A 13867-nucleotide genomic window follows, 5' to 3' on the forward strand; every position below is an offset into this window, starting at 1 on the left:
GTCTGAACGGTCCGGGGGAGGCGGGGAGCTGCTCAGCGCAGCTCCCCGGCCGGCCCGTCAGACCTCTTCGACGCTGCTCGGCTCGCGCCGGGACAGGTCGATTCCGAGCTCCTCCGCCGCGCGGAAGACGTCCTCGTCCGTGTCGCGCATCTCGATGGACATGCCGTCCGAGGACAGCACCTCCACGTTGAGGCAGAGCGACTGCATTTCCTTGATGAGCACCTTGAAGGACTCGGGAATGCCCGGCTCGGGGATGTTCTCGCCCTTGACGATGGCCTCGTAGACCTTCACGCGGCCGAGGACGTCGTCGGACTTGATGGTGAGGAGTTCCTGCAGCGCGTAGGCCGCGCCGTACGCCTCAAGGGCCCACACCTCCATCTCACCGAAGCGCTGACCACCGAACTGCGCCTTACCACCCAGCGGCTGCTGGGTGATCATCGAGTACGGACCGGTGGAGCGGGCGTGCAGCTTGTCGTCCACCAGGTGGTGCAGCTTGAGGATGTACATGTAGCCGACCGAGATCGGGTCCGGGAACGGCTCGCCGGAGCGGCCGTCGAACAGCCGGGCCTTGCCGGAGGGCAGCACCATGCGCTGGCCGTCGCGGTTCGGGATCGTGGCCTCGAAGAGACCGGCGATCTCGTCCTCGCGGGCGCCGTCGAACACCGGGGTGGCGACGTTGGTGCCGGGCTCGACGCGGTCGGCGCCGATCGCCGTGAGGCGGCGCGCCCACTCGTCGCCGAGTCCGGAGACGTCCCAGCCCTGGGCGGCGAGCCAGCCGAGGTGGATCTCCAGGACCTGTCCCGGGTTCATTCGGGACGGGACACCCAGCGGGTTGAGGATGATGTCGACCGGGGTGCCGTCCTCCAGGAACGGCATGTCCTCGATCGGCAGGATCTTGGAGATGACGCCCTTGTTGCCGTGGCGGCCGGCGAGCTTGTCACCATCGGTGATCTTGCGCTTCTGCGCCACGTAGACGCGGACCAGCTGGTTCACGCCCGGCGGCAGCTCGTCGCCCTCCTCGCGGTCGAAGACGCGCACGCCGATGACCTTGCCGGTCTCACCGTGCGGCACCTTCAGCGAGGTGTCGCGGACCTCACGGGCCTTCTCACCGAAGATCGCGCGCAGCAGGCGCTCCTCCGGGGTCAGCTCGGTCTCGCCCTTCGGGGTGACCTTGCCGACCAGGATGTCGCCGGCGACGACCTCGGCACCGATGCGGATGATGCCGCGCTCGTCGAGGTCCGCCAGGACCTCCTCGGAGACGTTCGGGATGTCCCGGGTGATCTCCTCAGGGCCGAGCTTGGTGTCACGGGCGTCGACCTCGTGCTCCTCGATGTGGATCGAGGAGAGGACGTCGTCCTGCACCAGGCGCTGGCTGAGGATGATCGCGTCCTCGTAGTTGTGGCCCTCCCACGGCATGAACGCGACCAGCAGGTTCTTGCCCAGCGCCATCTCACCGCGCTCGGTGGACGGGCCGTCGGCGAGCACCTGGCCGGCGATCACGCGGGCGCCCTCGTCCACGACGACCTTCTGGTTGAAGGACGTGCCCTGGTTCGAGCGGGAGAACTTGGCGACCCGGTAGGTGTTGTAGGTGCCGTCGTCGTTGGCGACGGTGATGTAGTCCGCGGAGACCTCCTGGACCACACCGTCCTTGTCGGCCTTGATGACGTCACCGGCGTCGACCGCGCAGCGGTACTCCATGCCGGTGCCGACCAGCGGGGCCTGCGCCTTGAGCAGCGGCACGGCCTGGCGCATCATGTTCGATCCCATGAGCGCGCGGTTGGCGTCGTCGTGCTCGAGGAAGGGGATCATGGCGGTCGCGACCGACACCATCTGGCGCGGCGAGACGTCCATGTAGTCCACGTCCTCGCCGGGGACGTAGTCGATCTCGCCGCCGCGGCGGCGGACCAGGACGCGCGACTCCGCGAAGCGGTTGTCCTCGGTCAGCGGGGCGTTCGCCTGGGCGATGACGAAGCGGTCCTCCTCGTCTGCCGTGAGGAAGTTGACCTCGTCGGTGACGACACCGTTCTCGTCGACCTTGCGGTACGGGGTCTCCACGAAGCCGAACGCGTTGACCCGGCCGTAGGAGGCCAGCGAGCCGATCAGACCGATGTTCGGGCCTTCGGGGGTCTCGATCGGGCACATGCGTCCGTAGTGGGACGGGTGCACGTCACGGACCTCGAAGCCGGCCCGCTCACGGGACAGACCACCGGGGCCCAGCGCGGACAGACGGCGCTTGTGGGTCAGGCCCGACAGCGGGTTCGTCTGGTCCATGAACTGGGACAGCTGGCTGGTGCCGAAGAACTCCTTGATGGAGGCGACGACCGGCCGGATGTTGATCAGGGTCTGCGGCGTGATCGCCTCGACGTCCTGGGTGGTCATCCGCTCGCGGACGACGCGCTCCATACGGGCCAGACCCGTGCGGACCTGGTTCTGGATGAGCTCGCCGACGTTGCGCAGACGGCGGTTGCCGAAGTGGTCGATGTCGTCGACCTCGACGACCACGGACGAACCGTTGTCGCCGGTGGTCTCGGTCTCGCCGGCGTGCAGCTTGACCAGGTACTTGATCGTCGCGATGACGTCCTCGACGGTCAGCACACCGGCGTCGAGCGGCGCGTCGGCGCCCAGCTTCTTGTTGATCTTGTAGCGGCCGACCTTGGCCAGGTCGTAGCGCTTGGGGTTGAAGTAGAGGTTCTCCAGCAGCGTCTGCGCGGCCTCACGGGTCGGGGGCTCGCCCGGACGCAGCTTGCGGTAGATGTCGAGCAGCGCGTCGTCCTGGCCCTGGGTGTGGTCCTTCTCCAGGGTGGCGCGCATCGACTCGTACTCGCCGAACTCCTCGAGGATCTGCTCGGTGGTCCAGCCGAGCGCCTTCAGGAGGACGGTGACGGACTGCTTGCGCTTGCGGTCGATGCGGACACCGACCATGTCGCGCTTGTCGATCTCCATCTCCAGCCAGGCACCGCGGGAGGGGATGACCTTGGCGGAGTAGATGTCCTTGTCGGACGTCTTGTCGATCTGGCTGTCGAAGTAGACACCCGGCGAACGCACCAGCTGGGACACCACGACACGCTCGGTGCCGTTGATGACGAAGGTGCCCTTGTTGGTCATGAGCGGGAAGTCGCCCATGAAGACCGTCTGGGACTTGATCTCGCCGGTCTCGTTGTTGGTGAACTCGGCCGTGACGAAGAGCGGGGCCGCGTACGTGAAGTCGCGCTCCTTGCACTCGTCGATCGAGTTCTTCGGAGGCTCGAAACGGTGGTCGCGGAAGGTCAGCGACATCGACCCGGAGAAGTCCTCGATCGGGGAGATCTCCTCGAAGATCTCCTCCAGACCGGACTTGGTGGGGACGTCCTGACCACTGTCCAGGGCCGCCTCGACGCGAGCCTTCCAGGCGGCGTTGCCGAGAAGCCAGTCAAAGCTCTCGGTCTGCAGCGCGAGGAGGTTCGGGACCTCGAGGGGCTCCTTGATCTTCGCGAAAGAGATGCGCAGCGGGGCGGTGCTTGCGCCGTTGTTCGTATTGGCAGTCGAGGCGTTGCGCGAGGCGGCCAAGAGGGGGTCCTTCCGAGGGCTCGGACTCACTACGCGCGTACCGGTTCCGCCCCCGGGCGCAGACAAGGATGCCCTGATCAGGACGGTTCCTCATGTGTGCTCAGGCTTGGGCTTGCCCCTGGTGACGGGCCAGGCAGCAGCTAACAGGCAGCGCAAAGGGTCAGTGTAGCCACTCGGCACACTGATGTCCAGTGCAGAGTTTCGGAGACCGGCGCTGCACCAATCTCGTCCTCCGGAGGGGTCCGTGGGATCCCCTTGTTGTGAGCCGTCATGCCCTCGTTCGCGCTTGCCAGGCTAGGCATTCCCGCATCGTCCTCGTTCCATGCCTCGGTCCATGGTTGATGTGACGACGCGTCCTGAGAATCGCGCGCTGCGTGCGGTTCGTCAAGGCCCCCGCCCCGCGGAGATCGTCACAGCTCGAGGAAGTCGACGGCCCCGGAACGGTGATCATCACCTTACCCGGGCCGGTCGCCGGAGCGGGTGACGCACCACGCAAACGACCGAGGGCGGCCACCCGAAAGGGTGGCCGCCCCGCGGCTGATCAGCCCCTCGAAAGGGGCAGAGATCACTTGACCTCGACGGACGCGCCCGCGGCCTTGAGGGACTCGGCGGCCTTGTCCGCGGCCTCCTTGTTGACCTTCTCGAGGACCGGCTTCGGGGTGCCGTCGACGAGGTCCTTGGCCTCCTTCAGACCCAGGGAGGTCAGCTCGCGCACGACCTTGATGACCTGGATCTTCTTGTCGCCGGCGCCGGTGAGGATGACGTCGAACTCGTCCTTCTCCTCGACGGCCTCGGCGGCGGCGCCACCAGCGGCACCACCGGCGACGACAGCGGCGACCGGGGCGGCGGCGGTGACGTCGAACTTCTCCTCGAAGGCCTTCACGAACTCGGAGAGCTCGATGAGGGTCATCTCCTCGAACTGCGCGAGCAGGTCGTCCTGGCTGAGCTTCGCCATGATGGCGGTCCTTCCACTAATTCGGCAGGTGCCGGATGTACATTGCGGCGGGCGTGTGCCTTGCGGCATTGCTACGCAGACGGGCCCGCTGGAGCACGGGAGTGGTTACTCCGCGTCCTCGGCGGGAGCCGGCGTACCGGCACCGCCCTGCTCGACCTTCTCGCGCAGCGCTTCCACGGTGCGGACGAGCTTCGAGGGCAGGGCCTGGAAGACAGCAGCGGCCTGACCCTGCTTGGCCTTCATGGCACCCGCCAGCTTGGCGAGCAGCACCTCGCGGGACTCGAGGTCCGCGAGCTTCTTGATCTCATCGGCGGACAGCGGCTTGCCGTCAAGCACACCGCCCTTGATGATGAGGTTCGGGTTCTCCTTGGCGAAGTCACGGAGACCCTTCGCCGACTCCACCGGGTCACCGGTGACGAAGGCGACAGCCGTCGGACCCGCGAACAGGTCGTCGAGCTGGGTGATCCCGGCCTCGTTGGCCGCGATCTTGGTCAGCGTGTTCTTCACCACGGCGTACGTGGCGTTCTCACCGAGCGAACGGCGCAGCGTCTTGAGCTGCGCCACGGTGAGACCGCGGTACTCGGTCAGCACGGCGGCGTTGGAGCTGCGGAACTTGTCCGTCAGCTCTGCGACCGAACCGGCCTTGTCGGGCCTCGCCATAGAGCCTCGGCCTCCTTCCGGGTGATTCGGACCGCACGGGAAGGGGCCGGGCACAACAAACGCCCCGGCGCAGGCGCACGGGGCGTCACTCGACCAGAACCACGAGAGCGATTCCGGGAGCTCATCCACTGTCACCTGCGCGGGCCGTCCGCATCAGCGGATCCTTCGGCTGCCGCACCCTTGCGGGCACGCCAACAACCAGCGGTCTTTGGCTTCCCCGGAAGAGTACGCGAACGTGTCCGCGCCAGGCAAATCCGGTGTCGGGGCAGGTCAGACGGCGCTGCCCTGCCCCGGCCTCGCCCGGCGTCAGCCGGCTGCGGTGTTGATGTCCTTCAGCATCGCGAAGAGATCGACGGTGTCCTTCGCCGGCGGGGCCTCGACGCCGGCGGCGGTCCCGTAGTCGGAGTAGCGGGCCGTCATCCGCACCGTGCCCTGGGACATCTTCATCCCCAAGACCATCTTCACCGGGTAGCGGTCCTCGTTGACCCAGATCTCGGTGTCGTACCCCTTGATGCCCGCCTTCTTCACGTCGGCGATCAGGGCCTCGCGCTGCTCGGCGGAGAGCAGGTCGGCGGACTGGTTGGCCTGCACCATCTCCTCGAACGTCAGCGTGCCCTTGTAGTGGTCCGCCGCGGCGCCGTCGACCTTCTCCGCCCCGACGTGCTTCAGATGCGGCGACTGGAGCAGCAGGGCGAGCTGCTCGGACGGGTCCTGGTTCAGGTTCCCCAGGCTGCCGCTCACCTGCTTCTGCAGTGCCTCATTGCCGCTCGCCTCGGCCGCGGCCTCGAAGTCCAGCTTCATCCAGCGCTTGCCTTCCAGCTGCGCGGCCTGCGCCGCCCCCACGTCCACGTACATGGCGTCGTGGATCATGATCATGCGCATCTCGGACGGGGCGTCCGGGCCACCGACGGCCGCGAGGGCGGAGCCCTTCACGGTGAGGTCCATGACCGCCGGATCCCAGCCCTGTACGCCGGTCACCTCCATGGTGCCGCCGCCCTGGACGCCGGGCGGCGTGCTGACCGTCATGCGGACCTTGGCGGACTTGGCCTCCGAGGTCTTCCTGAAGGCGGCCTGGATGATCTCGGTGATCTTGTCCTGGGACTGGACCGCGGAGTGGGGCGCGTCGGCCTTCTTGCGCTTCTTGACGCCGCTGTCGCCGTCGCCGTCACCATCGCAGCCCGCGAGGCCGACCAGGACGGCCACAGCCGCCAGACCGACGCCCACACGCCTCGCTGCGGACACGCTCATCAATCCCCACCCCATGCTGTTCGTCGTCTGCGGTCTCGTGATCCGACCGCTTGTGACGTTAACGCACCGCACTGACACCGTCGTAGAAAAAACCGGCCCCGCGCCTCGGGAGAGGCGCGGGGCCGGTTCACAGCACGCGGGCCCGTAGGGCCCGACCCGGTCAGACGGAGGCCGGGTCCTCCTCGACGAGGAGGTTGCGGGTGCGGTTCGGGTCGACCGGGATGCCGGGGCCCATCGTGGTGCTGATGGCGGCCTTCTTGATGTAGCGACCCTTGGCGGCGGACGGCTTCAGACGCAGGATCTCGTCCAGGGCGGCGCCGTAGTTCTCGACCAGCTGCTGCTCACCGAACGAGGTCTTGCCGATGATGAAGTGCAGGTTCGAGTGCTTGTCGACGCGGAACTCGATCTTGCCGCCCTTGATGTCCGTGACAGCCTTCGCCACGTCGGGGGTGACGGTGCCGGTCTTCGGGTTCGGCATCAGACCACGGGGGCCGAGGACGCGGCCGAGGCGGCCGACCTTGCCCATGAGGTCCGGGGTGGCGACGACGGCGTCGAAGTCCAGACGGCCCTTCGCGACCTCGTCGATCAGCTCGTCGGCGCCGACGATGTCGGCGCCCGCGGCACGCGCGGCCTCGGCACGGTCACCGGTCGCGAAGACCAGGACCCGGGCGGTCTTACCGGTGCCGTGCGGAAGGTTCACGGTGCCACGGACCATCTGGTCGGCCTTGCGCGGGTCGACGCCCAGACGGAAGGCAACCTCGACGGTTCCGTCGAACTTGCTGGTGGAGGTGTCCTTGGCGAGACGGACGGCCTCGAGGGGGGCGTACAGGCGCTCCCGGTCGATCTTGGCGTCCGCAGCGCGGAGGGACTTGCTGCGCTTGCTCACTTACTGCTCCTGTGTGTCTTGAGGAGTCGTGGTGCGGGCCGAGCAGGCCCTGCCACGGAACTGCTGGTGGAGTGGTCAGCCCTCGACCGTGATGCCCATGGAACGCGCGGTGCCGGCGATGATCTTCTCGGCGGCGTCCAGGTCGTTGGCGTTCAGGTCGGGCAGCTTGGTCGTGGCGATCTCGCGGACCTGGTCACGCGTAAGCTTCGCGACCTTGGTCTTGTGCGGCTCGCCGGAGCCCTTCTCCACGCCCGCGGCCTTGAGGATCATGCGGGAGGCCGGCGGGGTCTTGGTGATGAAGGTGAAGGAACGGTCCTCGTAGACCGTGATCTCCACCGGGATCACCCAGCCACGCTGCGACTCGGTGGCCGCGTTGTAGGCCTTGCAGAACTCCATGATGTTGACGCCGTGCTGACCCAGCGCCGGGCCCACCGGCGGGGCCGGGTTGGCCGCACCAGCGTTGATCTGGAGCTTGATAAGCCCCGTGACCTTCTTCTTCTTGGGAGGCATGTGCTCTCTCCGGGTCCTAGTGAGAGTTTTCCTGCCTGCTAACAGGCATACCGCACCACGATAGCGGGTACCGGGCCGAGGCCTGAAACCGGGCAGGTCAGACAAGCTTTACACCGGTGACGTTTGGCCGTCGGCAGGGCCCCGGCGCACGCTCCGCCGGGCGCTCGCGGGGCCGGCGAGTGCGGCGGCCGCGGGCTTCCCGCCGCCACTGGGGCGGGCCCCGCCCGGCGCTGTACGCGCGAGAGCCCCCTGCGGGAAACCACGGGGCGGGGTTCGAGCTGCCCTGGACGGCCCCGAGAGGCGGCCCGAGTCAGGGTGACGGGGCGATCACGGATGGGATTTCAGGACGTGCCCCAGCGCCAGAGGCCCAGGCCGACAACGATGAGCGATGCGTATCCGAGCCCGGCGAACGCCACGAGCAGAGCACCCGCTCCCCAAAGCCTCGGTTGCCGAACGCGGCGTTGGAGCCACTGGCCCGGCATACGCCCGAGCAGCAAGGCATGTATGCCGAGCACTATCAAGGCCAACCACAGGGCAGCCACTCGGCACGCGAGGCCAGGACCGCCATCCACGCCCGGCTCACCCCGCGGGAGCTGCGGCCACTCGTGCGCGTGCAGCAGCAGGAACGACACCCCCTGGGTCTCGGGACGGCAACCCCCGCGAGGCCCGGAGACGCCCGACGGCCCGGTGACGGCCCTCAGCACGCGAAGGAGCCCCTGCCCAACGGGAAACCGCTGGTCAGGGGCCCTTTCGGATGATCGTTTGACTAGTTCTTCTGGATCTGGTCGAAGCTGAGCTCGACCGGCGTCTCGCGGCCGAAGATCTCCACGAGGCCCTTGACCTTCTTCGAGTCCGGGTTGATCTCGTTGATCGTGGCCTGCAGCGTCGCGAACGGGCCGTCGGTGACGGTGACCGAGTCGCCGACCTCGAAGTCCAGCACCTGGACCTCGACCTTGCGCTTCGGCGCGGCACCGCCCTCGCCGCCCTCGGCGGCCGTTGCCTGCTCCTCGACCTCCGGAGCCAGCATCTTGGTGACCTCGTCCAGCGTCAGCGGGTACGGGTCGTAGGCGTTGCCGACGAAGCCGGTGACGCCAGGAGTGTTGCGGACGACGCCCCAGGACTCGTTCGTCAGGTCCATACGCACCAGCACATAGCCGGGCAGCTTGTTCTGGCGGACGGTGCGGCGGTCGCCGTTCTTGATCTGGACGACCTCTTCCTGGGGCACTTCGGCCTGGTAGATGTAGTCCTCGACGTTCAGCGAGACGGCGCGCTGCTCCAGGTTGGACTTCACGCGGTTCTCGTAGCCGGCGTAGGTGTGGATGACATACCACTCACCGGGGAGGGTGCGCAGCTCCTCGCGGAACGCGGCGACCGGGTCCACCGGAGCCTGCTCCTCCGCCGCTTCCTCGCCTGTGGTCTCGTCCGCCTCGTCCGCCTCGTCCTCGTCGACGACCTGGACGGCAGCCGACTCGGCGGGCTCGCCGGCGGCCTCGTCTGCAGCCTCCGCCTGGTCGATCTCGCCGTCGGCTGCCTCGACGATGTCGAGCGCGGTGTCGTCGCCCTCGACGGTCTCGTCGGCGTCGTACAGGTTCGGGTCAGACACGGTCGCTGCTTCTTCCTTCACGATGTGGAACAGGCGGTCGGGCGCCACGGGCACCCTCCGCGGGAGGAATCACCCGAAGACGTACGAGACGCCCTTGTTGAATCCCCAGTCAATCACGGTAACGAGCGCGATGATGACCACAACGAAGACAATCACCACGCTGGTGTAGGTGATGAGCTCGCTACGCGTGGGCCAGACGACCTTGCGGAGTTCCGCCACGATCTGGCGGTAGAAGAGCGCGAGGCGCGCGAGGGGCCCCTTCTTGCCGCGCTTGCCGCCGCGGCGGGGCTTCTTGGAGGTGGCGTCCGCGGAATCGCTGTCGGGACGGCCACTCTCAGGCGTCGCGGTGGAGCCCAGGGCTTCCGTCACTCGTCCTCACCTGAATCCGGGTCGTTTGCCGAACAATTCCTCAAAGCGTCTGCCTGCTTGTAGCAGGGCCGGAGGGACTCGAACCCCCAACCGCTGGTTTTGGAGACCAGTGCTCTACCAATTGAGCTACGACCCTTTGAGTGTCCCCAACGTACCGCATCCAGGCGGCTGCACGACGTGCGCAGCCAAGATCAGCTCGCGGGGGCCATCGACGGATGAGTGTACGTGCTCGCGGGCCGGGCGTCGAATGCGTTGCGTGTCCGCGTACGGTTCGCAGCGATTGCGCACGGTTACGACCGGAACGTGAACTCGTGTGCTCCGGTACCGCCGGGTCTGCGACGATGCAGACATGACCGCTGCAACTGAACGACGCGTGTCGGCCCGCATCGGGTCGATCTCCGAGTCCGCGACGCTCGCCGTGGACGCGAAGGCCAAAGCCCTCAAGGCCGCCGGGCGACCGGTCATCGGCTTCGGAGCCGGCGAGCCCGACTTCCCGACCCCCGACTACATCGTCGAGGCGGCGGTGGAGGCGTGCCGCAATCCGAAGTTCCACCGCTACACCCCGGCCGGCGGCCTGCCCGAGCTGAAGGCCGCGATCGCCGCCAAGACGCTGCGCGACTCCGGCTACGAGGTCGACGCCTCCCAGATCCTGGTCACCAACGGCGGCAAGCAGGCCATCTACGAGGCCTTCGCCGCGGTCCTCGACCCGGGTGACGAGGTCATCGTCCCCGCGCCGTACTGGACGACCTACCCGGAGTCGGTCCGGCTGGCCGGCGGCGTCCCGGTGCCGGTGGTCGCCGACGAGACCACCGGCTACCGGGTCTCCGTCGAGCAGCTGGAGGCCGCCCGCACGGAGAGGACCAAGGTCGTCCTCTTCGTGTCGCCGTCCAACCCGACCGGCGCCGTCTACACCGAGGCCGAGACCGAGGCGATCGGCCGCTGGGCCGTCGAGCACGGCCTGTGGGTGCTGACCGACGAGATCTACGAGCACCTGGTCTACGGAGGCGCCGCCTCGGTCTCGCTGCCGGCGCTCCTGCCCGAGCTGCGCGACAAGTGCATCGTCGTCAACGGCGTGGCCAAGACCTACGCCATGACCGGCTGGCGCGTGGGATGGATCATCGGCCCCAAGGACGTCGTCAAGGCCGCCACCAACCTCCAGTCGCACGCCACCTCGAACGTGAGCAACGTCGCGCAGGTCGCCGCCCTGGCCGCCGTGTCGGGCGACCTGGTGGCCGTGGCCGAGATGCGCAAGGCCTTCGACCGCCGCCGCCAGACCATCGTGCGGATGCTCAACGAGATCCCCGGTGTCGTCTGCCCGGAGCCGGAGGGCGCGTTCTACGTGTACCCGTCGGTCAAGACCCTGCTCGGCAAGGAGATCCGCGGCAAGCGGCCGCAGAGCTCCGTGGAGCTTGCCGAGCTGATCCTGGAGGAGGCGGAGGTCGCCGTCGTCCCGGGCGAGGCCTTCGGCACCCCGGGCTACCTGCGGCTGTCGTACGCGCTCGGCGACGAGGACCTCGTCGAGGGCGTCTCCCGGATGCAGAAGCTGCTGGGCGAGGCCAAGGCCTGAGCCCCGGCGCCGCGTGCACGCGGGCCCCCGGACCGGCCGGTCAGGGGGCCCGCGTGTGTGTGCGGGCAAGCCCTCGTTCGGGGAAAGCCGCCGAAAGCGGTACCGGGACCCGCGCCGGTGCGGCAGGATCTGTGGATGGCACGCGATGTATCCCTCCTCCCCAAGGCGCACCTCCACCTGCACTTCACCGGTTCGATGCGGCCCGCGACCCTGCTGGAACTCGCCGACAAGTACGGGGTGCACCTGCCCGAGGCGCTGACCTCGGGCGAGCCGCCCAGACTGCGCGCGACCGACGAGCGCGGCTGGTTCCGCTTCCAGCGCCTGTACGACATCGCGCGCTCCGTGCTCCGCTCCCCCGACGACATCCGGCGCCTGGTGCGCGAGGCCGCCGAGGAGGACGCCCGGGACGGGTCGGGGTGGCTGGAGATACAGGTCGACCCCACGTCGTACGCCCCGCGTCTGGGCGGGCTGATCCCCGCGCTGGAGATCATCCTCGACGCGGTGGAGAGCGCCTCCCGGGACACGGGTGTGGGCATGGCCGTCCTGGTGGCCGCCAACCGCACCAAGCACCCGCTGGACGCCCGTACGCTGGCCCGTCTGGCGGTGCGCTATGCGGATCACGGCGTGATCGGCTTCGGGCTCTCCAACGACGAGCGGCGCGGCCTGGCGCGGGACTTCGACCGGGCCTTCGCCATCGCCCGGGAGGGCGGGCTGCTGGCGGCGCCGCACGGCGGCGAGCTGGCGGGCGCGGGCAGCGTCCGCGACTGCCTGGACGACCTGCACGCCAGCCGGGTCGGACACGGTGTGCGGGCGGCCGAGGATCCGAGGCTGATGGCCCGTCTCGCCGAGCGCGGCGTCACCTGCGAGGTGTGCCCTTCGTCCAACGTCGCCCTCGGCGTCTACGACCGGCCCGAGCAGGTGCCGCTGCGCACCCTGTTCGACGCGGGCGTGCCCATGGCGCTGGGCGCCGACGACCCGCTGCTGTTCGGCTCGCGGCTCGCCGCGCAGTACGAACTGGCCCGGGAGGCGCACGGCTTCAGCGACGAGGAGCTGGCCGAACTGGCCCGCCAGTCGGTGCGCGGTTCCGCGGCGCCGGAGGGCGTACGGGCCAAGCTCCTCGCGGGGATCGACGACTGGCTCGCCGGCTGATCCCGCCCGGGCGGTACGGGGGTCGGCGTCGCGACGCGCTCCGGCGGACGGCTGGGCGGGATGCGGCGGCGCCTGGGGTTGCCGTGCCGACGGAGGACGGGTCACCCCGCCGCGCCCTGGGGCATGGCCCCGGACCACCCGGCCTCGCAGCTCGTCGGGTGGGCGGTCGGGCCGTACACGCGCCCTGGCAGGTGCGACCGGGCGTGACGGGCGTGAGGCGGCGTGATCGGGCGCGTCCCGGCGGGCTCAGAGGCTCACGCCGACCGTCACCGGCTCGTTGACCAGGGTGATCCCGAAGGCCGCGCGGACGCCCTCGACGACCTCGCGGGCCAGCGCGACCAGGTCGGCGGTCGTCGCCCCGCCCCGGTTGGTGAGCGCCAGGGTGTGCTTGGTGGAGATGCGTGCGGGGCCGCTGCCGTAGCCCTTGGCGAAGCCCGCCTTGTCGATCAGCCAGGCGGCGGAGGTCTTGATGTGCCCGTCGCCTGCGGGGTAGGCGGGGGGCGTGCTGTCCGGGCCGAGCCGGTCGTGGACACGGTTCAGGAAGTCCGCGTAGCCGGCTTCCGTGAGGACGGGGTTGGTGAAGAACGAGCCCGCCGACCAGGTGTCGTGATCCTCCGGGTCGAGCACCATGCCCTTGCCCGCCCGCAGCTTCAGCACCGTCTCGCGGGCGGTGGCCAGGGGCACCCGGTCGCCCGCGCCGACGCCGAGGGCGCGGGCCACCTCGGCGTACTTCACCGGGGCGGACATGCCGTCGGCGTCCTCCAGGGCGAAGCGCACCCGCAGCACGACGAAGCGGGCGGGGTCCGCCTTGAAGAGGCTGTGCCGGTAGGAGAAGGCGCACGCGGCGTTGTCCAGGACGACCGTCTTACCGGTGGTCCGGTCGTAGGCGACCACCTCGGTGATCGTGCCGGCGACCTCCTGGCCGTACGCGCCCACGTTCTGGATGGGCGTGGCCCCGGCGGAGCCGGGAATGCCCGCCAGGCACTCGACGCCCGCCAGGCCCGCCTCCACGGTGCGGGCGACGGCGTCCGTCCAGACCTCGCCCGCCGCGAGTTCCATCTCGGCGCCGTTCAGCTCAACGCCGCGCGTCCCGATGTGCAGCGCGGTCCCCGCGAACCCCTCGTCCGCGATCACCAGGTTGCTGCCGCCGCCGATGACCAGCAGCGGCGTCCCCGTCGCGTCCGCCTCCCGTACGGCCTCGACGACCTCGGCGTCCGTGGTCGCCGTCACCAGGCGGGTGGCGGGACCGCCGAGGCGGAAGGTGGTCAGGGGCGCGAGCGGGGCGTCGTTGAGTACGTGCACGGCATTCAGGGTAAGGGCGGGCGGGAAGTTGGGTGCACGGGCGGCGGGAGTCCGGTGCACGGGCGGGCAGGG

General features: G+C 69.1%; 11 protein-coding genes and 1 tRNA gene. 2 read left to right on the forward strand and 10 right to left on the reverse strand.

What is annotated here, in order from left to right:
• Nucleotides 1–57 precede the first annotated feature (57 nt).
• The 9 genes from rpoB to ACRWND_RS00365 form a co-directional block, all read right to left on the reverse strand.
• A complete protein-coding gene (gene rpoB, locus ACRWND_RS00325) occupies nucleotides 58–3546 on the reverse strand; it encodes a DNA-directed RNA polymerase subunit beta (protein ID WP_431944502.1) in 3489 nt (1162 codons plus the stop codon).
• Between the two features lie 565 nt (nucleotides 3547–4111).
• Nucleotides 4112–4501, reverse strand: a complete 390-nt coding sequence (gene rplL / locus ACRWND_RS00330) for a 50S ribosomal protein L7/L12 (RefSeq protein WP_431944504.1) — start codon at nucleotides 4499–4501, stop codon at nucleotides 4112–4114.
• Between the two features lie 105 nt (nucleotides 4502–4606).
• Nucleotides 4607–5161, reverse strand: coding sequence for a 50S ribosomal protein L10 (gene rplJ / locus ACRWND_RS00335; protein WP_431944506.1), 555 nt, complete (start codon nucleotides 5159–5161; stop codon nucleotides 4607–4609).
• 306 nt (nucleotides 5162–5467) lie between these two features.
• Nucleotides 5468–6409 carry a hypothetical protein gene (locus ACRWND_RS00340; protein ID WP_431944508.1) on the reverse strand — a complete coding sequence of 314 codons (942 nt, stop codon included), beginning with the start codon at nucleotides 6407–6409 and terminating at the stop codon, nucleotides 5468–5470.
• A gap of 160 nt (nucleotides 6410–6569) precedes the next feature.
• On the reverse strand, nucleotides 6570–7295 hold the full coding sequence (rplA, locus tag ACRWND_RS00345) for a 50S ribosomal protein L1 (protein ID WP_431944510.1): 726 nt from the start codon (nucleotides 7293–7295) through the stop codon (nucleotides 6570–6572).
• 75 nt (nucleotides 7296–7370) lie between these two features.
• Complete coding sequence (rplK, locus tag ACRWND_RS00350) at nucleotides 7371–7805, reverse strand: 50S ribosomal protein L11 (RefSeq protein ID WP_319135229.1); 435 nt, start codon at nucleotides 7803–7805, stop codon at nucleotides 7371–7373.
• 766 nt (nucleotides 7806–8571) lie between these two features.
• Nucleotides 8572–9408: a transcription termination/antitermination protein NusG gene (nusG, locus tag ACRWND_RS00355; protein ID WP_431944512.1), complete on the reverse strand. Its 837-nt coding sequence runs from the start codon at nucleotides 9406–9408 to the stop codon at nucleotides 8572–8574.
• A 69-nt stretch (nucleotides 9409–9477) separates the two neighbouring features.
• A complete protein-coding gene (secE, locus tag ACRWND_RS00360) occupies nucleotides 9478–9777 on the reverse strand; it encodes a preprotein translocase subunit SecE (protein ID WP_431944514.1) in 300 nt (99 codons plus the stop codon).
• Nucleotides 9778–9840: 63 nt separating this feature from the next.
• A tRNA-Trp gene (locus ACRWND_RS00365) sits at nucleotides 9841–9913 on the reverse strand.
• Between the two features lie 213 nt (nucleotides 9914–10126).
• Here ACRWND_RS00365 and ACRWND_RS00370 point away from each other — a divergent pair.
• Together ACRWND_RS00370 and ACRWND_RS00375 are read left to right on the forward strand one after the other, a co-directional pair.
• Nucleotides 10127–11344 carry a pyridoxal phosphate-dependent aminotransferase gene (locus ACRWND_RS00370; RefSeq protein WP_431944516.1) on the forward strand — a complete coding sequence of 406 codons (1218 nt, stop codon included), beginning with the start codon at nucleotides 10127–10129 and terminating at the stop codon, nucleotides 11342–11344.
• A gap of 135 nt (nucleotides 11345–11479) precedes the next feature.
• Nucleotides 11480–12493 (forward strand): adenosine deaminase, encoded by a 1014-nt coding sequence (locus ACRWND_RS00375; protein ID WP_431944518.1) that lies wholly within the window; start codon nucleotides 11480–11482, stop codon nucleotides 12491–12493.
• Nucleotides 12494–12739: 246 nt separating this feature from the next.
• On the opposite strand, the gene ACRWND_RS00380 is transcribed toward ACRWND_RS00375, so the two are convergent.
• Nucleotides 12740–13795: a UDP-N-acetylmuramate dehydrogenase gene (locus tag ACRWND_RS00380; protein ID WP_431944520.1), complete on the reverse strand. Its 1056-nt coding sequence runs from the start codon at nucleotides 13793–13795 to the stop codon at nucleotides 12740–12742.
• Nucleotides 13796–13867 lie beyond the last annotated feature (72 nt).

Source organism: Actinacidiphila sp. bgisy167 (assembly GCF_965342175.1).
Lineage (GTDB): Bacteria > Actinomycetota > Actinomycetes > Streptomycetales > Streptomycetaceae > Actinacidiphila.